The sequence below is a fragment of the Acidimicrobiia bacterium genome, from assembly GCA_040880805.1.
GTDB lineage: Bacteria > Actinomycetota > Acidimicrobiia > IMCC26256 > DASPTH01 > DASPTH01.
This window is the reverse complement of sequence record JBBDHW010000056.1, coordinates 35,837-55,844: the sequence shown is the minus strand read 5'-3', so window position 1 is coordinate 55,844 and position 20,008 is coordinate 35,837. Positions and strand designations below refer to the sequence as shown.

General features: G+C 67.2%; 18 protein-coding genes and 1 pseudogene. 14 read left to right on the top strand and 5 right to left on the bottom strand.

Annotated elements, in window-relative coordinates; translation table 11 throughout:
* The 5 genes from proC to WD271_15055 all read right to left on the bottom strand — a co-directional run.
* Positions 1 to 708: pyrroline-5-carboxylate reductase (gene proC, locus WD271_15075; protein MEX1009146.1), on the bottom strand; the 708-nt coding region annotated here is incomplete at its 3' end.
* A gap of 252 nt (positions 709 to 960) precedes the next feature.
* A complete protein-coding gene (locus WD271_15070) occupies positions 961 to 1,416 on the bottom strand; it encodes a YbjN domain-containing protein (GenBank protein MEX1009145.1) in 456 nt (151 codons plus the stop codon).
* Between the two features lie 35 nt (positions 1,417 to 1,451).
* Complete coding sequence (locus WD271_15065) at positions 1,452 to 2,666, bottom strand: glycosyltransferase (protein ID MEX1009144.1); 1,215 nt, start codon at positions 2,664 to 2,666, stop codon at positions 1,452 to 1,454.
* 33 nt (positions 2,667 to 2,699) lie between these two features.
* Positions 2,700 to 3,203: a hypothetical protein gene (locus WD271_15060; GenBank protein MEX1009143.1), complete on the bottom strand. Its 504-nt coding sequence runs from the start codon at positions 3,201 to 3,203 to the stop codon at positions 2,700 to 2,702.
* A 67-nt stretch (positions 3,204 to 3,270) separates the two neighbouring features.
* Positions 3,271 to 4,356, bottom strand: coding sequence for a M23 family metallopeptidase (locus WD271_15055; GenBank protein MEX1009142.1), 1,086 nt, complete (start codon positions 4,354 to 4,356; stop codon positions 3,271 to 3,273).
* Positions 4,357 to 4,602: 246 nt separating this feature from the next.
* On the opposite strand from WD271_15055, the gene ndhC reads away from it, so the two are divergent.
* From ndhC to WD271_14985, 14 genes and pseudogenes are all read left to right on the top strand, one after another.
* On the top strand, positions 4,603 to 5,073 hold the full coding sequence (ndhC, locus tag WD271_15050) for an NADH-quinone oxidoreductase subunit A (GenBank protein ID MEX1009141.1): 471 nt from the start codon (positions 4,603 to 4,605) through the stop codon (positions 5,071 to 5,073).
* Positions 5,074 to 5,571: pseudogene (locus WD271_15045) on the top strand (NADH-quinone oxidoreductase subunit B family protein).
* A gap of 62 nt (positions 5,572 to 5,633) precedes the next feature.
* Positions 5,634 to 6,182, top strand: coding sequence for an NADH-quinone oxidoreductase subunit C (locus tag WD271_15040; protein ID MEX1009140.1), 549 nt, complete (start codon positions 5,634 to 5,636; stop codon positions 6,180 to 6,182).
* Positions 6,183 to 6,193: 11 nt separating this feature from the next.
* Complete coding sequence (locus WD271_15035) at positions 6,194 to 7,498, top strand: NADH-quinone oxidoreductase subunit D (protein ID MEX1009139.1); 1,305 nt, start codon at positions 6,194 to 6,196, stop codon at positions 7,496 to 7,498.
* Complete coding sequence (locus WD271_15030; GenBank protein MEX1009138.1) at positions 7,498 to 7,986, top strand: NAD(P)H-dependent oxidoreductase subunit E; 489 nt, start codon at positions 7,498 to 7,500, stop codon at positions 7,984 to 7,986. The genes WD271_15035 and WD271_15030 overlap by 1 nt, the downstream gene beginning before the upstream one ends.
* On the top strand, positions 7,986 to 9,317 hold the full coding sequence (gene nuoF / locus WD271_15025) for an NADH-quinone oxidoreductase subunit NuoF (GenBank protein ID MEX1009137.1): 1,332 nt from the start codon (positions 7,986 to 7,988) through the stop codon (positions 9,315 to 9,317). Before WD271_15030 ends, nuoF begins: the two co-directional genes overlap by 1 nt.
* Before the next feature lie 121 nt (positions 9,318 to 9,438).
* Complete coding sequence (nuoG, locus tag WD271_15020; protein ID MEX1009136.1) at positions 9,439 to 12,132, top strand: NADH-quinone oxidoreductase subunit NuoG; 2,694 nt, start codon at positions 9,439 to 9,441, stop codon at positions 12,130 to 12,132.
* Between the two features lie 10 nt (positions 12,133 to 12,142).
* On the top strand, positions 12,143 to 13,348 hold the full coding sequence (gene nuoH / locus WD271_15015) for an NADH-quinone oxidoreductase subunit NuoH (GenBank protein MEX1009135.1): 1,206 nt from the start codon (positions 12,143 to 12,145) through the stop codon (positions 13,346 to 13,348).
* Complete coding sequence (gene nuoI / locus WD271_15010; GenBank protein MEX1009134.1) at positions 13,348 to 13,986, top strand: NADH-quinone oxidoreductase subunit NuoI; 639 nt, start codon at positions 13,348 to 13,350, stop codon at positions 13,984 to 13,986. The genes nuoH and nuoI overlap by 1 nt, the downstream gene beginning before the upstream one ends.
* Positions 13,983 to 14,555, top strand: coding sequence for an NADH-quinone oxidoreductase subunit J (locus WD271_15005; protein ID MEX1009133.1), 573 nt, complete (start codon positions 13,983 to 13,985; stop codon positions 14,553 to 14,555). Before nuoI ends, WD271_15005 begins: the two co-directional genes overlap by 4 nt.
* On the top strand, positions 14,552 to 14,866 hold the full coding sequence (gene nuoK, locus WD271_15000) for an NADH-quinone oxidoreductase subunit NuoK (GenBank protein MEX1009132.1): 315 nt from the start codon (positions 14,552 to 14,554) through the stop codon (positions 14,864 to 14,866). Before WD271_15005 ends, nuoK begins: the two co-directional genes overlap by 4 nt.
* Positions 14,863 to 16,884 (top strand): NADH-quinone oxidoreductase subunit L, encoded by a 2,022-nt coding sequence (gene nuoL, locus WD271_14995; protein MEX1009131.1) that lies wholly within the window; start codon positions 14,863 to 14,865, stop codon positions 16,882 to 16,884. The genes nuoK and nuoL overlap by 4 nt, the downstream gene beginning before the upstream one ends.
* Positions 16,885 to 16,886: 2 nt before the next feature.
* Complete coding sequence (locus WD271_14990) at positions 16,887 to 18,440, top strand: NADH-quinone oxidoreductase subunit M (GenBank protein MEX1009130.1); 1,554 nt, start codon at positions 16,887 to 16,889, stop codon at positions 18,438 to 18,440.
* The gene (locus WD271_14985; GenBank protein MEX1009129.1) at positions 18,437 to 19,948 is read left to right on the top strand and encodes an NADH-quinone oxidoreductase subunit N; all 1,512 of its coding nucleotides are present in this window, start codon (positions 18,437 to 18,439) and stop codon (positions 19,946 to 19,948) included. The genes WD271_14990 and WD271_14985 overlap by 4 nt, the downstream gene beginning before the upstream one ends.
* Positions 19,949 to 20,008 lie beyond the last annotated feature (60 nt).

Sequence of the window (20,008 nt, the reverse complement as noted above, 5' to 3'; positions counted from 1 at the left end):
GCCGGCGGGGGTGGTGCCCCCGGGGGAGGTCACCGGGGCGCGCAGCGACTCCGGACTCTCGCCGGTCTCTTCGAGGAGCGTCGCTGCACCCAGCAACGTCTGCCGGACAAGTGCTGCAGCGGTGGAACGCGGCAAGCCAACGAGCACACCGGCCTCGGTCATCGCCTCCGCGAGAAGGAACACATAGGCGGGTCCGGAGCCGGAGAGTCCGGTGACCGCGTCGAGGTGAGCCTCCGGCACGCGAACGACGGTGCCGACTGCGCCCAGCACCCGCTCCGCGAGCTCGAGGTGTTGCTCTTCGGCTCGCGTCCCCGCGGCGATCGCGGCCGCCCCCTTTCTGACGAGCGCACCCGTGTTGGGCATCGCGCGCACGACAGGACGGTTGCCGGCTGCGGCCTCGAGCTCACTGAGCGTCACCCCGGCCGCGATCGACAGCACGAGCGCGTGCTCGGGAAGAGTGGGCGTACACGCTTCGAGGACGCCGGCGACATCGCCCGGCTTCACCGCGATCACGATGATGTCGACGTCGGCGGCCGCCCAGGCGGGGCTCGGAACGACGCGCACGCCGGGGAGTTGCTCCTCGAGGACGCGTCGCCGATCGCCGTCGATCTCGGCGATCGCGATGGCTTCGCCGTCCCAACCGGAGGCGAGCAAACCCCGCGCCAACGCCTCGCCCATTCTGCCGCCACCGAGCAGAGCAAGGTTCATCGGATCAGGGTAAACCGCCATGACGTGCACGCATGGTGTGATCGCAACCAGTGATCGCACCAAACATCGCACCACACATCGCACCACACATCGCACCAAACATCGCAACGGGGCGGGCGGGACGGAGGAGGAACGTGCGAGGGCCCGAGGAACGCTCGAGTCGCCCCGCACTTCCCCGAACGGGGTGACGCTCCTGCACCTCGGACCCAGCACACTTCGGCGCCTGTCAGCGCCGCTTCAGGCAATCTAACGCTACTTGCCGTTTCCTGCAAGGGGCGCGATCCGGGGACCGTAGGCAAGGCGCACCACCGGCTGGAACCAGCGCTCGACGAGCTCGTACAGCACGCCGATGACGCGGTCGAGCTCGGTCACGGTCAGGTGTTCGAGTGCGACGCGGCCCACGAGATAGAAGTCGCCGTCGGGCCCGATGGAGAAACGCGCGCCGTACATGGTGTGGTTGCGGCGCAGCAGGTACTCGTAGAGCTCGAGATGGTTCGCGGGCGGGTCGGGAAGGAAGTACACCTCGTAGCGCAACGTGCGCTCGTGAAGGTCGAAGTAGATCGTCGTCGCGTCACGACCGTCGCAGGTGAAACGCACGTACCAACGCCGGAGCTCGGGGTCGTACTCGACGTGCTGGATGTACGACTCGGCCGCGACCGGGCCCTCGAGGTGCGCGGCGATCAACGCGTGCGCTCTGTCGATGCCCATTGGGTCGACGGTGAGTCGCTCAGCCTCCACAATGTTCAGGTGCACTGCACGAGGGCGCGGAGCGCGAGGTCGTCGTAGTGACGCCGAAGCCGAGCGGCGGCGATGTTCCATCGGTAGCCGGCCGCGCGTTCGACCGCGCGTTCGGCCATCGGGCCCGCATCGCCGCGCAGGATCCGGTCGATCGGCACCGCGAAGTCGTCGGGATCTCGCCCGTCGACGAGATAGCCGGTGGAGCCGTGGTCGACGACGAAGCGGAGACCTCCGACGTTCGTGGCGACGACCGGTGTGCCGCACGCGGCGGCCTCGAGCGCGACAAGACCGAACGACTCCGAGCGCGATGGCACGATGCAGACGTCGGCGGCGCGGTAATAGGTCGCGAGCTTCGCGTGCGGCTGCGGCGCGACGAACCGCACCCGCGCCTCGAGCCCGAGGTCTTCGACCCGGCGGTGCACACGCTCGAGCTCGGCCTCGCCTTCGAGACCACTCGGCCCGCCGACAACGAGGAGCGTGGCTCGGCGTGTCTCGAGCCGGGCGAGTGCCTCGACCGCGAGGTCGACGCCCTTCAGCGGCTGGATCCGCCCCACGAACAACAGCACGGGCCCGTCGTCGAGCCGGAGCGCACGGCGGGCAGCCGCCTGGTCGCCGGGCGAGAACAACCGTGGGTCGACACCTTGGGGGACGATCTCGACGCGCTCGGGATCGGCGCCGTAGTAGCGCACGAGCTGGTCGCGTTCATCGCTAGTAGCCGCGATCACGAGATCGGCGCAGCGCACGACCTCGGCCTCGACGCGCGGTCGCAACGTGATCTCGTCGCCGAGTCCGACCGACGCGCGCACGCGATCGAGCGAGTGGAACGTGGTGACGAGCGGAAGGTCGAGCTCGTGCTTGAGCCGGTGTCCCACCGCGCCCGAGACCCAGTAGTTCGCGTGCAGCACGTCGTAGTCGGTGCCGCACCGTTCGAGCGTTGCGCGCGCGGCTTCGCCAAAAGGTGCGACGAGCTCGGGGAACGCGTGCCGAGGAACCGGCGCGCACGGTCCGGCCTCGATGTGCATCACGCGGTAGCCCGGCTCGACGACCACGACCGGTGGCTGCTCGGGGTGTTCGAGGCGTGTCAACACGTCGACCGCGACACCGGCGCGCGCGAGCGCCGAAGCAAGTGCGTGCACATACACGTTCATACCGCCGGCGTCGCCGCTTCCCGGCTGCGCCAGCGGCGACGTGTGGACGCTCAGCATGGCCACCCGCTGCATAACGCCGACAATCCTACTGGCGAATGGTCAGGCCTATTGCGTGTTGAGCAGTACTCCGAGGCGGAGGTCGATGCGGTCGATGACCGTGTGCAATCCGCGGCGTTCCGACGACACGTCACGCTCGAGCGCACGGAGGCGGTCGATGGCGTCGACGAGTCCGTCGTCCGAGAGGATCGGCAGGTTGGCGAGCAGCCCGTCGAACTCCTCGAGCTCGGGTGCCCACTCGCTGTCTTGCGCCGGGGCCATCTGGAGCGGGAGGTGGCTGGCCGCCGGTGTGGCACGCGGGCCGGTGTCAGCGAGGATCTCCGGCAGTGCGCGGATGAGGTCTTCCATCGACTCGCCTCGCTCGCGACGCCCGATCTCCGCCTCGAGGATGTCGATGCGAGCCTGGGTGAGGCGCCGCACGTACGACACCTCCGTCTCGAGCTCGAGGCACTCCGCGTGCATGAGCCGCAGCTCGTCCACGGAGCGCGCGTCGAGATCCTCGACGTAGCTCGGGTCGAGAACCTTCGCGGTACGCACGTGCGGTTGAGTCATGTGACGGTGCCTCCTTACGGCAACGGTGTCAGCGACCTCGTCGTCGGTCGCTGCTGACGTTGTCGGCTCAGCAGCCTGCCGCTTTGAGCGTGGGATACGGGTCGATACGCGAGCCGTTGACTCCGCCGAGCCGGATCTCGAAGTGGAGATGCGGTCCTCTGGCGTTGCCCGTCATCCCCGTGAGCCCGATCACCTCGCCCTGTGACACCGAGCGCGGACCGCCGACGAACTGGGAGAGGTGCGCATAGAAGTAGGTGTTGCCGTCGTTCGCGGCGACGTACGCCGTGTTGCCGCCGCCTCCTTCGCTCGCGACGTACCGCACGGTGCCGGCCTTCACCGCGAACGCCTGAGCACCGATCGGGGCGAACATGTCGATGCCGTAGTGCCCGCCGCCGTAGTCGTCGGTGTACGCGGCGCCGAACACCGGGCACATGAACGCCCCGCCGCCGGGGTTCACGAGGATCTGGCCCGGGCCGAGGTTGGCGTTGGTGACCGGCTGCGACGCGAGCAGCTCGGCGCGCTCACGTTCGAGCCGTTCGAGCTCGACCTGCCGCGCCGCCGCCTGCGCTGCTGCGATCTCACGGTCGTACTGATTCTGAAGCGCGTTTGCGGCCTGCTGTGCGTCGTCGAACGCTGCCTGGAACTCGTTGTTGCGCGCGTCGAGTTGGTCCTTGACCGTGCGTTGCTTGCTCTCCTCGTCGTGCAACGCTGACGTTTGGTCGCGCAGATCGCTGTTGATCGCAGTCAAGCGCTTCGCCGCGGTGTTGTCCTTCTGGTTCGCCTGGTCGATGAGTGCCTTGCCCCGTGCCGCCGAGAGGGGATCGTCGGTGCCCACGACGACGTCGATGTCGTTCCCGGCGTGCGTGTAGGCGTACTGCGCGCGCTTGACGACGATGTCGTGGAGCGCCGCCGCGCGCGCCTTCAGGTCGGAGATCACCAGCTCGAGATCCGCGATGTGACTCTCGGTTTCCTCCAGCTTGACCTCGGCGTTGTGCGCTGCAGCCCTCGCGTCGTTTGCGGCTGAACGCGCGCCGGCGAGTCGTTGCTTGGCAGCATCGAGGTCGTCGGCTGTCGACGCGGCGGCTGAAAAAGCGGGGAGCAGTGCCAGGGTCGCGGCAACGACGAGGGTGAGCGAGCGGCGAAAGACAGGCATATGCAGCAGGCGTGGCCCGGAGTTGCGATGACGCTAGCAGGAACCGTTCGCGAGCGGTCGGAGCCTGCCCGATGTGTCGAGGACCGTACGCGGACCTGCAGTCGCGCGGTCTGGTGCCGCGCGACTGCGGCGCGTGGCCGAGCCCGCAAACGGCACCGCCTGGGACGGTTCGGATAGCCTGCGATCCGACGGCCGAACGCGGCCGAGTCGAGCGGAGTATCCCGGTTCGAGGGGTGTGGAAAAGGCGTGCGCGACTACTTGCCGATCCTCACGTTGGTCATTCTCGTGGTGCTCTTCGCGTCGCTGTCGTTCGCGGCGTCGAAAATGCTCGGGCCCCGCCGCCCGACGTCCGCAAAGGAAGCGCCGTACGAGTGCGGCATCGTTCCCGAGTTCGAGCCCGCCGAGCGGTTCCCGGTGAAGTTCTACCTGGTGGCGATGGCGTTCATCGTCCTCGACGTCGAGATCATCTTCCTCTACCCCTTCACCACGATCTTCCGCGGTCTTGCCGCCTATGGCCTCGTTGCGATGGGTGTCTTCCTCCTCGTGCTCCTCGTGCCGTTCGCGTACCTTCTCTCCACCGGTGCGCTCGACTGGGGTCCGGTGAAGCAGGTCGCCGCCCGAGCCGGCACCACGATCCTGCGCGCAGTGGGCATGCCCGGTCGCGACGGCCTCGATCCTGAATCCGTGACGCACGACGCACCCGAGAGGGCCGCGTAGATGGGCCTCGAATCGATCGAAGCCAACTTCCTGACCGTTCGGGTCGAGGATCTCGTCAAGTGGGCGCGCCGCAACTCGATCTGGCCCGCGACGTTCGGCCTCGCGTGCTGCGCGATCGAGATGATGGGTGCGGGCGCCGCGCACTACGACCTCTCCCGTTGGGGAATGGAGATCTTCCGCGCGAGCCCGCGTCAAGCCGACCTCATGATCGTCGCCGGGCGCGTGAGCCAGAAGATGGCGCCGGTGCTCCGTCAGGTCTACGACCAGATGGTGGAGCCCAAGTGGGTCATCTCGATGGGCGTGTGCGCGAGCACCGGCGGCATGTTCAACAACTACGCGATCGTGCAGGGCGTCGACCAGATCGTCCCGGTCGACGTCTACGTGCCCGGATGTCCGCCGGGTCCGGAGACGCTCATGCACGGCATCCTCACCCTGTACGACCAGATCAAGTCGGGCGAGATCATGCGGCGGCGCGACGAAACCGAGAGTGGCGGCGCCCGCATCCAGGTCGACCAGCGCGACGGCGTCCCCGCCGCGCGGTGAGTGACGGCAACCGGCCTGTGGCTGACGACCGCGACAGCCCTCGTGAAGAAGTTCACGAGCTTCCCGACGAGGTGGCGGCAGCCGTCCTCGAACGCTTCCCCGGCACCACCGTTGTCGACTCCCACGGGCAGACGGTCGTCTACGTCGGCCGCGAGCACTGGCGTGACCTCGCGCTGCTCCTCCGGGACGAGCAGCGGTTCACGCAGTGTGTCGACGTGACCGCCGTGGATCACCTCGTCGACGCCGAGCGCACGGTGCCGGCGGGAGTTTCTTCGGAACGCTACGAGGTCGTGGCGAACTTCCTCTCCCATCCTCGCAACCGGCGCATCCGCGCGATCTGCGAAGTGTCTCCCGACGAGCTCGAGATCGCGAGCATCGTCGACGTGTACCCCGGCATCGCGTTCGCGGAGCGCGAGATCTTCGACCTTTTCGGGATCGACTTTCCCGGCCATGACGATCTCTCGCGCATCCTGATGCCCGACGACTGGATTGGTCATCCCCTCCGCAAAGACGACTCGCCGTCGCGCGTCCCCGTGACCTTCAAGGAAGATCCAGGTCCAAGGTGAGGAGGGAGCGCATGAGCGATCGCGCAGCCGACGAGCCAGAGCAAGCAAGGCTCGAGTCGCAGACCGACGAGGGCGCGCAGAAGCTCAGCCCGCTCACGGGTGAAGCGCGTGCGCGCGAGGTCGTGCTGACCGGTGGGCCGTGGCCCGACGTCGACGACACGATGATCATCAACATGGGTCCACAGCACCCGTCGACCCATGGCGTGCTCCGAATCATGATGGAGCTCGACGGCGAGACCGTGCTGCGCGCGAAACCCGTGGTCGGCTACCTGCATACGGGCATGGAGAAGACCGGCGAGGAGCTCACCTACGTGCAGGGGGCGACCAACGTCACGCGCATGGACTATGCGGCGCCGCTCTCGAACGAGCTCGTGTTCTCGACGGCAGTCGAACGGCTCCTCGATCTCGAGGTGCCACCACGCGCGACATGGATCCGCATGCTGATGGTCGAGCTCAACCGCATGTCGTCGCACCTTCTGTTCCAGGCGACGAACGGCATGGACCTCGGTGCGGTGTCGATGATGATCTACGGCTGGCGCGAGCGCGAGTTCACGCTGCGGTTGCTCGAGACCATCACCGGGTTGCGGATGAACCACAACTACATCCGGCCCGGTGGTGTCGCGGCCGATCTCCCCGACGGCTGGCAAGAGGAAACGCTCGAAGTGTGCGACCTCGTCGAACGCGGGGTGAGCGAGTACAACGAGCTGCTCACCGACAATCCGATCTGGCGCGAGCGCACGGTGGGCGTCGGCGTGATCACCACCGAGCAAGCCCTTGCACTCTGTGCGACCGGGCCGATCCTGCGGTCAACCGGCTTCGCGTGGGATCTGCGCCGAGCCCAGCCCTACCTCGCGTACGACGACGTCGACTTCGACGTGATCTACACCGAGAACGGCGACGTCTTCGACCGCTACCAGATCCGTCTCTACGAGATCCTCGAGTCGATCAAGATCGTGAAGCAGTGCATCGACCGGATGCCCGCGGGTGACTACCGCGTGCAGGATCGCAAGATCACGCCGCCGCCGCGTGCGCGCATCGACGAATCGATGGAAGCACTCATCCATCACTTCAAACTGTTCACGGAGGGATTCCGCGTGCCGCCGGGGGAGACCTACGTCGCGGTCGAATCCCCGCGCGGTGAAATCGGCTGCTACCTGGTGTCCGACGGCACGTCGAAGCCCGTGCGCCTCCACGTTCGCGCGCCGTCCTTCTACAACCTCCAGTCCATGGACGCGATGGTCCCCGGCGGGATGTTTGCCGACGCGGTGGCGATCGTGTCGAGCATCGACCCGATCATGGGAGAGGTCGATCGCTGATGTCGTTCAACCCGGCGAATCTCGAGAAGGCGCGCGAGATCATCGCCCGCTATCCGCACAAGAAGTCGGCGACGCTCCCGCTGCTGCACCTCGCGCAGGACCAGGACGGCTGGGTCACGCCGCAAGCCATGGAAGAGGTGGCCGGCCTCCTCGACCTCACGCCCGCGGTCGTGCTCGGGACATGCTCCTTCTACACGATGTTCAAGCGCGAGCCGGTCGGGAAGCTCATCGTGTCGGTCTGCACGAACGTGAGCTGCCTCGTGAATCGCGGGCCCGAGCTCCTCGACCACCTCGAGCGCCGGTACGCGGACGATCCCGAGGTCATGGTGGAAGAGGTGGAGTGCGTGGCGGCGTGTGATCTTGCCCCGGTCATCCAGGTGAACTACGAGTTCCACGGGCCGCTCACACCCGACGCGGCAGTCACGATCATCGACGAGTACAAGCGTGGCGCGCGAGTCGCGCGCACGATTTCGGGGTCGCCCGGCTGATGGCAGCACAAGAAACACGCGTCGTCACGAAGTTCCTCCGCGACCATCCGGAGGATTCGTGGACGATCGATGCCGCGCTCGCGAACGGCACGTACACAACGCTCGACGCGCTGTTCGACCGCGCACCCGAGGACATCGTCCAGCAAGTCGTCGACTCCGGCCTGCGCGGACGCGGCGGCGCGGGGTTCGGCACCGGCCAGAAGTGGTCGTTCCTGCCGAAGGACGTGTTCCCGCGTTACCTCGCGGTCAACGGCGACGAGGGCGAGCCGTCGACGTTCAAGGACCGCATGCTCGTCGAGGGTGATCCTCACCAGCTCATCGAAGGGATCGTGATCACGTCGTACGCGATCCAGGCTCACCACGCATTCGTCTATCTCCGGGGGGAGTTCGCGCTCGGCGCCGAGCGTCTCCGACAGGCGCTCGCCGACGCGTACGCGCGTGGCTTCGTTGGCAAGAGCGTCAAGGGGTCGGGCTACGAACTCGAGATCATCCTGCACCGCGGCGCGGGCTGCTACATCGCGGGAGACGAGACCGGGTTGCTCTCCAGCCTCGAGGGCGAACGCGCGATGCCGCGGATCAAGCCCCCGTTTCCGGCGGTGCAGGGCGTCTACGCCAAGCCCACGATCGTGAACAACATCGAGACGCTGTCGACGGTCCCGCACATCATGCGCAACGGCGCGGAGTGGTACGCGGCCATGGGTGTCAACCGGTCGAAGGGCACGCGCCTCTTCTCGGTCTCCGGCCAAGTCGAGCGCCCGGGTAACTACGAGGTGGAGCTGGGCATCACATTCCGCGATCTGATCGAGGGTCTCGCCGGCGGTGTGCGAGGCGGCAAGAAACTCGGGTTTTTCATTCCGGGTGGCGCGTCGTCACCGTGGTTGCTCGAGGAGCACCTCGATGCACCGCTCGACATGGACTATGTCCAGAGCGAGTTGAGCGCGACCACGATGCTGGGGTCGGGTGCGTTGATGGTCTACGACGAGACGGTCGACCCGCTCCTCGTCGCGTGGCGTATCGCGAAGTTCTTCGCGCACGAGTCGTGCGGCAAGTGCACCCCGTGCCGTGAAGGGTCCGGTTGGCTGGAGAAGGTGCTGTACCGGATGCTCCATGGCTACGGCCGCCCCGAAGACCTCGATCTGATGCTCGGGTTCGGCAATAACCTCGCGCCCGGTCTCGGCTGGCCTCCGGGGATGACCACGATCTGCCAGCTCGGTCCGAGCACGATGTCCCCGGTCGTGAGCCTGAACCGTTTCTGGCGCGACGAGATCATCGAGCGCATGAGTGCCGACACCGCGCGCCGCAACTCCCTGAAAGTGACGGCCGCTGTATGAGTGTGACGAGGATCGGCACGGGCGGCGGAGCGACCGCAGGGAGTGGAGCACGCGCTGCGAGTGGAGCGGATGGAGCGAGCGCAGCGAGCGGAAGTAGCGGAGCGGGAGCAGCGCAATGGTGATGGCAGTTCCCATGTCGCAGTGGCCGTCAGACTACGAGTACGCCCTCCCCGTGGCGCCGGGACCCGATGTGGTGACGGTCACCATCGACGGTGTGGCGGTCCAGGTTGCGCGCGGTGAGCTCCTCATCAAAGCGGCGCAGCAGCACGGCACGTACATCCCGCGGTTCTGCTGGCACGAGCGCATGAAGCCGGTCGGGATGTGTCGCATGTGTCTCGTCGAGGTCGAAGGGATGCGCGGCCTGCAGATCTCGTGCGCGACGCCCGTTGCCGACGGCATGGTGGTGCGCACGCAGAGCGATGTGGTGAAGAACGCGCAAGACGGCGTGCTCGAGTTCCTCCTCGTCAACCACCCGCTCGACTGCCCCGTGTGCGATCGCGGCGGTGAGTGCCCGCTCCAGGATCAGACCCTCGCATTCGGCCCCGGCGAGTCGCGCTTCGTCGAGGAGAAGCGTCACTTCGAGAAGCCGATCGCGATCAGCGATCTCGTGCTGCTCGATCGCGAGCGGTGCATCCAGTGCGGTCGGTGCACGCGCTTCGCGGCGGAAGTGGCCGGCGACCCGCTGATCGACTTCGGTGGCCGCGGCGGGGACACCGAGGTGATCACGTACCCCGGCGAGAAGTTCTCGTCGTACTTCTCCGGCAACACCGTCCAGATCTGTCCGGTCGGTGCACTGACCGCGTCGGCCTACCGCTTCCGTGCCCGGCCGTGGGATCTCCAGACCGTCGAGACGTCGTGCCAGACGTGCGCGGTCGGCTGCCGGGGCGCGCTCCAGAGCACCTCGAACCAGATCGTGCGCCTGCTCGGCGTCGACTCGGAGCCGGTGAACCAGGGCTGGCTGTGCGACAAGGGCCGCTACGGGTACGAGTGGGTGCACTCGCCGGATCGCGTGCGCGCACCGATGGTGCGAACGCCTCGCGGTCTCGAAGAGGTCTCGTGGCCCGAGGCACTCGACGCCGCGGCCGCGGGGCTGCGACGCGCCCTCGACGCCGGCTCCGTGCCCGAACGGAAAGACGGCTCCGTGCCCGAACGGAAAGACGGCTCCGTGCCCGAACGGAAGGGCGGCGGGCCGTCGTCGATCGGCGTGCTCGGCGGTGCACGCGGTACCAACGAGGACGCGTACGTGTGGGCGCGCCTGGCGAAGGGCGTGCTCGGTACCGACAACGTCGACGCGCAACTCGGCGATGGCCTTCCCGCGGAGGTCGTGCTCGGCCTCCCGCGTGCCGTGATCTCAGATCTCGATCGCGCGCGCGGCATCGTGCTCCTCGGCCCGGACCTCAAGGAAGAGCTGCCGGTGCTTCACTTGCGCGTGCGTCGCGCCGCCATCGACCTCGGTGTGCCGGTCGTCGAGATCGCGCCCCGCGCCACCGGGCTCACGCGCGAGGCGTCGGCGGTCCTGCGCCACGCACCGGGTGAGGCTGCGACGGTCGCCCGCGCGTTGGCTCGCGCCCTTGCCGGCGACGGCACCGCATCGGGCGACGGCCAGATCGAACGCGCGGTCGCTGCACTCGACGGACGCGAAGGTGATCTCGTCGTGGTGCTCGGCCGGCAGTCGCTGGCGGAGTCACCCGACGCCGTGGTCGCGGGCGCGGCCGCGCTCGCGGAGCTCCCCGACGTGAAGTTCTTGTCGTCGCTGCGACGCGGCAACGTCCACGGCGCCCTCGACATGGGCCTCACCCCCGGTTTCGGACCCGGCCGCGTCGCCATCGAGGGCGCGCGCGGGCTCGACGCGGCCGGCATCCTCGCGGCGGCGGCTGCCGGCCAGATCGACACGCTCGTGTTGCTCGGCACCGATCTGCTCTCCGATTTCCCTGATCGCGCGCTCGTCGCCCGCGCGTTCGACGAGGTGCGCTTCGTGGTCGCAGTCGGCGCATTCGCTTCCGATGTCTCGGAACGCGCCAACGTCTTCCTGCCCACGTCGGTGTGGGGTGAGAAGACCGGCAGCACCACCAACCTGGAGGGTCGGGTGATGCGGCTCGCGCGTCTGGTCACCCCCGAGGGGACCACGATGGAGGACTGGCGCATCGCCGCCGAGCTCGCGCTCCGGCTCGGTACCGACTTCGGGCTCGAGACCGTCGACGAGGTGCAGGACGAGATCGCGCGAGCGGCGCCTGCGTACGCCGGTGTCGACGCGGCACTGCTGAACCACGCGCGCGACGGAGCGGTCGTGCCGATCGCGGAGCATCTCGACGAGATCGTCCTTCACACGACACCTCAGGTGTCGGCGGGTGTGTCGTGGGAGCCGATCCGGCCTGCCCCGGCCCCCGAGACCGACGTGTCGCTCGTGGCGGTGCCGCTGACTCTCGCTGCGCCCGCGCTCTACCGCTGGGACCGGGTCGCGACGGCACCGGTCGCAGTCCCGCCCGACGCGTACAGTCTCCGCCTCGTGGCTGCCCGCACGCTCTACGACGCCGGGCGCACCGTGGCGTCGAGCCCGTCGCTCTCCTCGCTCGCACCCGGCCCCGCACTGGTGGTGCACCCGAACGATCTACCCCGCGTCGGTGTCACGGCCGAGGGTGACACCGTCCGCGTCACGAGCGCGCGCGGCAGTATCGAATTGCCGGTGCAGACCGACACCGCGGTCGCACCCGGCACGTGCTTCATGGCCTTCGCGCAGGACGCCGCCGTCGGCCCGAACGACGTGGTCGACGTGGCCGCTTCCGTCACCGAGCTCCGCGTCGAGACGACACGATGAAGGAGAAACGGTGACCGGCTTCGCGACCGCCGATCCGCTGTTCTCGAACGGCGTCGATCTCACGGTCGTGCTCATTGTGATCGGCAAGACGATCGCGGTGTTCGCGCTCCTCTTACTGTCCGTGCTCATGTACATCTGGTTCCTGCGCAAGGTCATCGCGCGCATGCAGAACCGCATCGGTCCCGACCGCGCGGGCCCGTTCGGTCTCCTCCAGACACTGGCCGACGGCATCAAGCTCTTCTTCAAGGAGCAGTCGGTACCCACCACGGCCGACCGGAAAATCTTCTACCTCGCGCCGTACCTGTCGCTGCTGCCCGCCTTCCTCGCGTTCAGCATCGTGCCGATCGGCGGTCTCGTGACGATCGCCGGACACCAGACGTTCCTCCAGCTCGTCGACATCCCACTCGGGATCCTGTTGCTCCTCGCGATGTCGGGCCTCGGCATCTACGGCGTGATGCTGGCAGGCTGGGCATCGGGGTCGAAGTACCCGCTGCTCGGCTCGGTCCGCGCGTCGGCGCAGCTCCTCAGCTACGAAGCGGCGTTCGGGCTCGCGATCGTCGGTGTGCTCATCCAGTCGAACACCCTCTCCACTCGTGCGATCGTCATCAAGCAGGGTTGGACCGGCGTGGAGTCGATCGTGAACGGCTGGTACTGGCTGCCCGCGATCGGCGCGCTGTTCGTCTTCCTGATCGCCGCCGTCGCCGAGACGAACCACCCGCCGTTCGACCTCGTCGAGGCCGAGCAGGAGCTCACCGGCGGCTTCTTCACCGAGTACACGGGCATCCGCTTCGCGATCTTCTACCTCGCCGAGTTCATGAACCTCATCACGATGAGCGCGATCGCGGTGACGCTCTTCTTCGGCGGTCCGTCGGGTCCGAGCCTGGGCTTTCTCGCCGCGAACGGCTGGTTCAACGTGTGGGTGCTGCCGGTGTTCTGGTTCATGTCGAAGGTGATCGTGCTGTTGTTCCTCACGGTCTGGTTGCGCGCGACGATGCCGCGGCTGCGCTACGACCAGCTCATGGCGCTCGGCTGGAAGTTCCTGATCGAGTTCGCCTTCATCTGGGTGATGATCACCGGCGTCGTCGTGGTGGCGAAGGAACAGGACTGGTCGATGTGGATCGTGCTGCCCGCGGTCATCGCCGGTGGGATCGCCATCGGCGCCGTGCTCTACGCCTCGGTCCCGAAGACAACCGAGTTGCTGGAGGAGATCAAGTAGTGGGCTGGCTGAGCGGGTTCGCGGTCACGCTGCGCCAGATCCGGCGCGGCAAGGTCACGGAACGCTTCCCCTTCGAGAAGCGGCCGAAGCCGGCGCGCTTCCACGGCCGGCACGTCCTCAACCGTTACGAAGACGGCATGGAGAAGTGCATCGGGTGCGAGCTCTGCGCGGGCGTGTGCCCGGCGCAGTGCATCTACGTGCGCGGCGCCGACAACCCGCCCGACGCGCCGGTGTCACCGGGCGAGCGTTACGGCTTCGTCTACGAGATCAACTACCTGCGTTGCATCCACTGCGATCTCTGCGTCGAGGCGTGCCCCACCGAAGCCATCACCGAGACCAAGCTGTTCGAGTTCTCGTTCTCCAACCGAGAGGACGCGATCTACACCAAGGAAGAGCTCCTGGTGGACGACGACGGCCGGGCGCGCCGTCAACCGTGGGAGCTCTGGTTGGGCGGCGAGGACGACGACACGAGCGCGTGGATGCGCGCGACGGCACCGTCCGGGCAAGCGGTCTACGAAGGCCGCGTGGGTTGGTCGGGTGAGCTCGGGTTCGGTGTGCGCGCACCCGAGATCGGACAGTCAGTTGAAGAAGCCAAAGACGAAGAGGCCAAAGACGAAAGAGGTGGTCAGGGGTCGTGACCGAGGCGATCTTCTTCATCTTCGCGGCGCTGGCGCTCGGAGGCGCGCTCGGGGTTGTGCTCGCGCGCAATCCCGTGCACTCCGCACTGGCGCTCGTCGTCACCCTCGTGAGTGTCGCCATCTTCTTCGTCCAGCAGCAGGCGCACCTGCTCGCCGCGGTGCAGATCATCGTGTACGCGGGCGCGATCGTCGTGCTGTTCCTGTTCGTGATCATGCTCCTCGGCGTCGACCGCGAGGAGTCGCTCCGCGATCCGATTCCGTTCCAACGTCCGGCCGCGATCGCGCTCGGTGTGATCCTGCTCGCGGAGGTGCTGTTCCTGGCCGGACACGAATGGGCCACGGGCAAGCACGCCGACGCGCTGCACAACATCCAGGGTGGCGCGAGCGATCTCGGCGGCAACGTCGAGCGCGTGGCGCGGGCGCTGTTCACCGATTTCCTCTGGCCGTTCGAGATCACCTCCGCCCTGCTCGTCATCGCCGTCGTCGGCAGCGTCGTCCTCGCCCGTCGCAGCGGCCAACGACCCGACGACTCGTTGGCCGACGACGAGCAGGAAGCACCTGCCCGATGACGATCACGTCCACGTATTACCTGGTGCTCGCGGCGATGCTCTTCACCATCGGTGCCGTCGGGTTGCTGATCAGGCGCAACGTGATCGTGATGTTCATGTGCGTCGAGCTGATGCTCAACGCCGTCAACCTCACGTTCGTGTCGTTCGCCCGTGAGCTGAACGACATCCGGGGTCAGGCCATCGTCTTCTTCACCCTCGTCGTCGCCGCGGCCGAGGTCGCGGTGGGGCTCGGCATCATCGTGGCGATCTTCCGGCGACGCCGGGGCGCAACGGCCGACGACCTCGACCTCCTCCGGGACGGCGCGCAGTGAGCGCACGCGACGCGCGCAATCTCCTCGACCTCGTCTGGATCGTCCCGGCGCTGCCGTTGCTCGGCTCCGCCCTGCTGCTCCTGTTCGGGAAGCGCATGCGCGAGCCGATCGGCGGTTGGATCGCGAACGGTCTGATGGCGCTCGCGTTCGCATGGTCGCTCGTCATGTTCTTCGCCATGATCCAGCTCCCCTCCGACGCGCGCGTGAACGTGGTGAACCTCTGGTCGTGGCTCCCGGCCGGTCAGCTCCGCGTGAACATGGGCTTCTATGCAGACCCGCTGTCGGTCACCTGGATCCTGCTGGTCACCGGCGTGGGCTTGCTGATCCACCTGTATTCGATCGGCTACATGCACGGCGACCCACGGTTCAGCCGGTTCTTCGCCTACATGAATCTCTTTGCGGCGTCGATGCTGATCCTCGTCCTCGGATCGAGCTTCCTCGTCACGTTCCTCGGTTGGGAGGGGGTCGGGCTCTGCTCGTACCTCCTGGTGTCGTTCTGGTTCGAGCGCAACTCCGCAGCAGTCGCGGGCAAGAAGGCCTTCGTCACCAACCGCGTGGGCGACGTCGGCTTCTTGCTCGCAATGTTCCTGATCTTCGCGTCGTACCGCACGCTGGACTACACCGCGCTCGGCGTCGGCGCGAAGTTCGTGTCGTCGGGAACCGCCACCGCGATCGCGCTGTTGCTGTTGGCCGCGGCAGTCGGGAAGAGCGCGCAGATTCCGCTGCACCTCTGGCTGCCGGACGCGATGGAAGGCCCTACGCCGGTCTCGGCGCTGATCCACGCAGCCACCATGGTCACCGCCGGTGTCTTCTTGCTGTGCCGCGCGCACGCGTTCCTCGACGTCAGCAGCGACGCGATGACCGTCGTCGCGTGGGTTGGGGGCATCACCGCGTTGCTCGCGGGGACGGTCGCGATCATGCAGCCCGACATCAAGCGCGTGCTCGCGTACTCCACGGTCAGCCAACTCGGTTACATGTTCCTCGCGGTAGGCATCGGCGCGTACAGCGCGGCAGTCTTCATGGTGGTCTGCCACGCCTTCTACAAGGGTTGCTTGTTTCTCGGCGCGGGCTCCGTGATCCACGGGAACCACGACAACCAGGACATGCGCGTGATGGGCCGGTTCCGAAAGTTCCTCCCGTACACCGCGTTCGGAATGGTCGTGGCATGGCTCGCGATCGCCGGCCTCCCTCCGCTGTCGGGCTTCTTCTCCAAGGACGAGATCATCAGCACGGCCTTCCTCGAAGACGACTACGGGCTCTGGATCGTGGCGCTCCTCGGCGCGGTGTTCACGGGCTTCTACATGACGCGCCTCATCTTCCTGACCTTCTACGGCAACGAGCGCTGGCAGCCCACGACGGCGGCCGAGGAAGCCGTCCAGGGTGAGGACCGCGCCGACAGCGATCCCTCACCCACGGTCTCGTACGGCGCCCCGGTGGTCGCTCCCCACAACGAGCACCCGCCCCACGAGTCGGCGTGGATCATGGTGATCCCGATCCTGGCGCTCGCGACCCTCGCTGCGGTCGCGGGCTTTCTCAACACGCCGTTCAAGAGCACCGAGTGGTTCGACGACTGGCTCGAACCGTCGTTCCGCGGGGTCGCTGTCGCCGACCCCTCGTCGTTCGTCCAGGGCCTCGTTCTCGAAGTGGTATCGGTGGTACTGGCACTCGTCGGCATCTTCATCGCCTACCGGCTGTACCGCCGGGGTCTGGAACGCCCAGCGGTGGAACCGCTCGACGCCCGGCTCCGCGTCGTCGCGCCCGTGCTCGGACACGCGTACTACTACGACGCCGCCGTCTCCCGCGCCGTCGACGGCCCGGGCCGCGGCTTCGCGAACTGGCTCGACCGTGTGATCGACCGGAAGATCATCGACGGCACGGTCGACGGTGTGGGCGGTCTCGTGAAGCGCGCAGCCCTCGGGCTCCGTCACGTGCAGGACGGGCTCGTCCGTCGCTACGCGCTCGGGATCGCGTTCGGCGCGGTTGCGCTCCTCCTCTTTCTCGTCGTGCGGGCCGGGTAGCGATGGGCGACTTCCCGATCTTGTCGGTGGTCATCGCCGTCCCGATTGCCGGCGCGTTGGTCTCGATGTTCGTTCCCGCGCACCGCCCGGAGATCGCGAAGGCGATCGGTTACGCGGCAACGATGATCACCTTCGGCTTCGCTGCGTGGCTCCTCTGGAACTTCAATACGCAAACGGTGCAATTCCAGTTCGTCCAGGACCGCCCCTGGATCCCCGCGCTCGGCGTCCGGTACATCGTCGGGGTCGACGGCATCAGCATCTTCATGATCGCGGTGACCGCGTTGTTGTTCCCGCTCGGGCTGCTCTCGTCGGAGCGATACATCACGCACCGGGTGAAGGCCTACGTCGCATGGTTCCTGCTCCTCGAGGGCGCCATCATGGGCATCTTCCTGTCCCTCGACTTGATCCTGTTCTTCGTGTTCTGGGAACTGATGCTCGTTCCCATGTACTTTCTCATCCAGGGTTGGGGAAGCGAGCGCCGCGATTTCGCGGCGATGAAGTTCTTCCTGTACACAGCCTTCGGGTCGGCGTTCCTCCTCGCGGCGACACTCGCGCTCGGCTTCATCCACGAGGCCGACACCGGATCCCTGAGTTTCGACTTCCGGGTCCTCGCGGACTGGAACGGCCTGTCCGGGACCACTGAGGTGGTGCTGTTCCTGGGCTTCCTGGCCGCATTCGCGATCAAGGCGCCGCTGTTCCCGTTCCACACGTGGCTGCCGCTCGTGCACACCGAGGCGCCCACCGCCGGTTCGGTCGTGCTGGCCGGCGTGATCCTGAAGATGGGCGCGTACGGCTTGCTCCGGTTCTCGTTCGAGCTGTTCCCGCAGGCATCGGTCGACCTCGCGCCCTTGCTCCTCGTGCTCGCGGTGATCGGCATCATCTACGGCGCGATCGTCGCGACGATGCAAACCGACCTGAAGCGGGTGATCGCCTACTCGTCGGTCGCGCACATGGGCTTCGTCGTGCTCGGGATCTTCTCGCTCACGGTCATCGGCATCAACGGCGCGGTCTTCACGATGTTGAGCCACCCGCTCACCACCGGCGCGCTGTTCCTCGTCGTCGGCATGCTGTACGAGCGGCGACACACGCGCGAGATCAGTGAGTTCCGCGGCGTGTGGAAGGCCGCGCCGATCCTCGGCGGGTTCTTCCTCGTCGCCCTGTTCGCCGGTATCGGCTTGCCCGGGTTCTCCGGTTTCATCGGTGAGTTCTTGTCGTTGCTCGGCGCGTTCGTCTCCGATCGTCCGTACGCGATCGTCGCGACGTTCGGCGTGATCCTCGCCGCGGTGTACTCGCTGTGGGCGTTCCAACGCGTGTTCACCGGAAAGCCGCAGGGCGAGAACGCCAAGATGCGCGATGTCAACCTGCGTGAGGTCGTCGTGGTGGCGCCGCTGATCGCGTTGAGCTTGTTCCTCGGCCTGTACCCGAAGGCCGCGCTCGACCGGATCCAGCCTTCGGTCAAGCGTGCGGTTGCGAACCTCGAGCGCAAGAGCGACTACCGCGAGCCCAAGCCGCACGACATCCTGCGCGTGGCGGGAGACGGCGAGCCGAAGAAGTGAACGCCGTCGTCACACCGATCACCACCCCGCACGTCGACTGGCTCGCGATCGCGCCCGAGATCGCGCTTGCCGGCGCGGCGGTTCTGATCGTGCTCCTCCGCGCCGTCATCCGCCGGCGCCCCGGCGCCACGCTCGCAGGGTTGATCCTCGCGGGCGGGGGTGTCCTCGCCGCCGGAGGAACGCTCGCCTGGCAGTGGATCCACGTTCGTGACGACGGCCCGATCAGCACCATGTCGGGGATGGTGCGCGTCGACGGTTTCGGTGTCTATCTCGGGATCGTCGTCGTCATCGCGACGGCGCTCGCGCTCCTGGTATCCGTCGCCTATCTCCGTCGCGAGGGGCTCGAAGCACCCGAGTACCTCGCGCTGGTGCTCTTCTCCAGTCTCGGCATGGTCGTCATGACCACTGCCAACAACCTCGTCGTCGTGTTCCTGGCGCTCGAGATCCTGTCGATTCCGTTGTACGTGCTCGCCGCATTCGATCGACGCCGGCTGAGCTCACAGGAAGCGGGCATCAAGTACTTCGTGCTCGGCGCGTTCTCGTCCGCGATCTTCCTCTACGGGATCGCGCTCACGTACGGCGCGACCGGTACCACGTCGCTCACGGGGATCGCGCGCTTCCTCGCCGAGAACACACTGTTCGAGACCGGAACGCTGGTTGCGGGCTTCGCGCTCCTGCTCGTCGGCTTGGGGTTCAAGGTCGCGGCGGTGCCGTTCCACACCTGGACGCCCGACGTGTACCAGGGCGCGCCCACCCCCATCACGAGCTTCATGGCGTCGGCGACGAAGGTGGCCGGATTCGCCGCGCTGATGCGGGTGTTCCTCGTCGCCTTCCCGCTCTATCGCACCGACTGGCGGCCCGCGGTCTGGGTGCTCGCCGTGCTCACGTTGCTGGTGGGCAGCGTCGGCGCCGCGCTCCAAACCGATGTGAAGCGTCTGCTCGCGTACTCCTCGATCGCCCACGCGGGTTACGTGCTCATCGGATTCCAGGCGGCCACGCCGCGCGGGGTCGAAGCCGCGCTCTTCTACCTCTTCGTCTACACGTTCATGGTCGTGGGGTCGTTCGCAATCGTCACGGTGCTCTCGATGAGGGGTGACGACGATCACTCGATCGACGGCTACCGCGGCCTGGCCTTCCGCCGTCCCGTGCTCGGCAGCCTGTTGATCTTCTTCCTGCTCGCGCAGGCAGGTATCCCGCTCACGGGAGGCTTCATCGCCAAGGTGGAGGTCTTCTCTGCCGCGAGCCGAGCCGGTGAGTACGCGCTGGTCACCATCGGCGCGGTGGCCACGGTGATCGCCGCGTTCGCGTATCTGCGGGTCGCGCTCTCGGTCGCCAGGCCCGAGACCGACCAAGAAGCCGCCGAAGAGAAGCCTCGGGTGCCGTTCGGCTGGCGGGTCGACACGTGGACCGGCGTGGTGCTCGCCGTCACCGCGGCGATGACGCTCATTCTGGGTGTCGTCCCCGCGACGTTCGTCGACTGGGCCCGCCACGCCAGCCTGATGCTGTAGCACCCAAGAACGAACCGGCGTCGCAGGACATGAATAATCCGTGCTGAGCGACGCCAGTTT

Coding starts and splice junctions, on each gene's coding strand:
- WD271_15070 (MEX1009145.1), bottom strand. CDS start 1,416: ATGGGCATCGACAGAGCGCACGCGTTGATCGCCGCGCACCTCGAGGGC.
- nuoF (MEX1009137.1), top strand. CDS start 7,986: ATGGCAGCACAAGAAACACGCGTCGTCACGAAGTTCCTCCGCGACCAT.
- WD271_15030 (MEX1009138.1), top strand. CDS start 7,498: ATGTCGTTCAACCCGGCGAATCTCGAGAAGGCGCGCGAGATCATCGCC.
- nuoG (MEX1009136.1), top strand. CDS start 9,439: ATGGCAGTTCCCATGTCGCAGTGGCCGTCAGACTACGAGTACGCCCTC.
- WD271_14990 (MEX1009130.1), top strand. CDS start 16,887: ATGGGCGACTTCCCGATCTTGTCGGTGGTCATCGCCGTCCCGATTGCC.
- WD271_15055 (MEX1009142.1), bottom strand. CDS start 4,356: ATGCCTGTCTTTCGCCGCTCGCTCACCCTCGTCGTTGCCGCGACCCTG.
- nuoK (MEX1009132.1), top strand. CDS start 14,552: ATGACGATCACGTCCACGTATTACCTGGTGCTCGCGGCGATGCTCTTC.
- WD271_15060 (MEX1009143.1), bottom strand. CDS start 3,203: ATGACTCAACCGCACGTGCGTACCGCGAAGGTTCTCGACCCGAGCTAC.
- WD271_15065 (MEX1009144.1), bottom strand. CDS start 2,666: ATGCAGCGGGTGGCCATGCTGAGCGTCCACACGTCGCCGCTGGCGCAG.
- WD271_15035 (MEX1009139.1), top strand. CDS start 6,194: ATGAGCGATCGCGCAGCCGACGAGCCAGAGCAAGCAAGGCTCGAGTCG.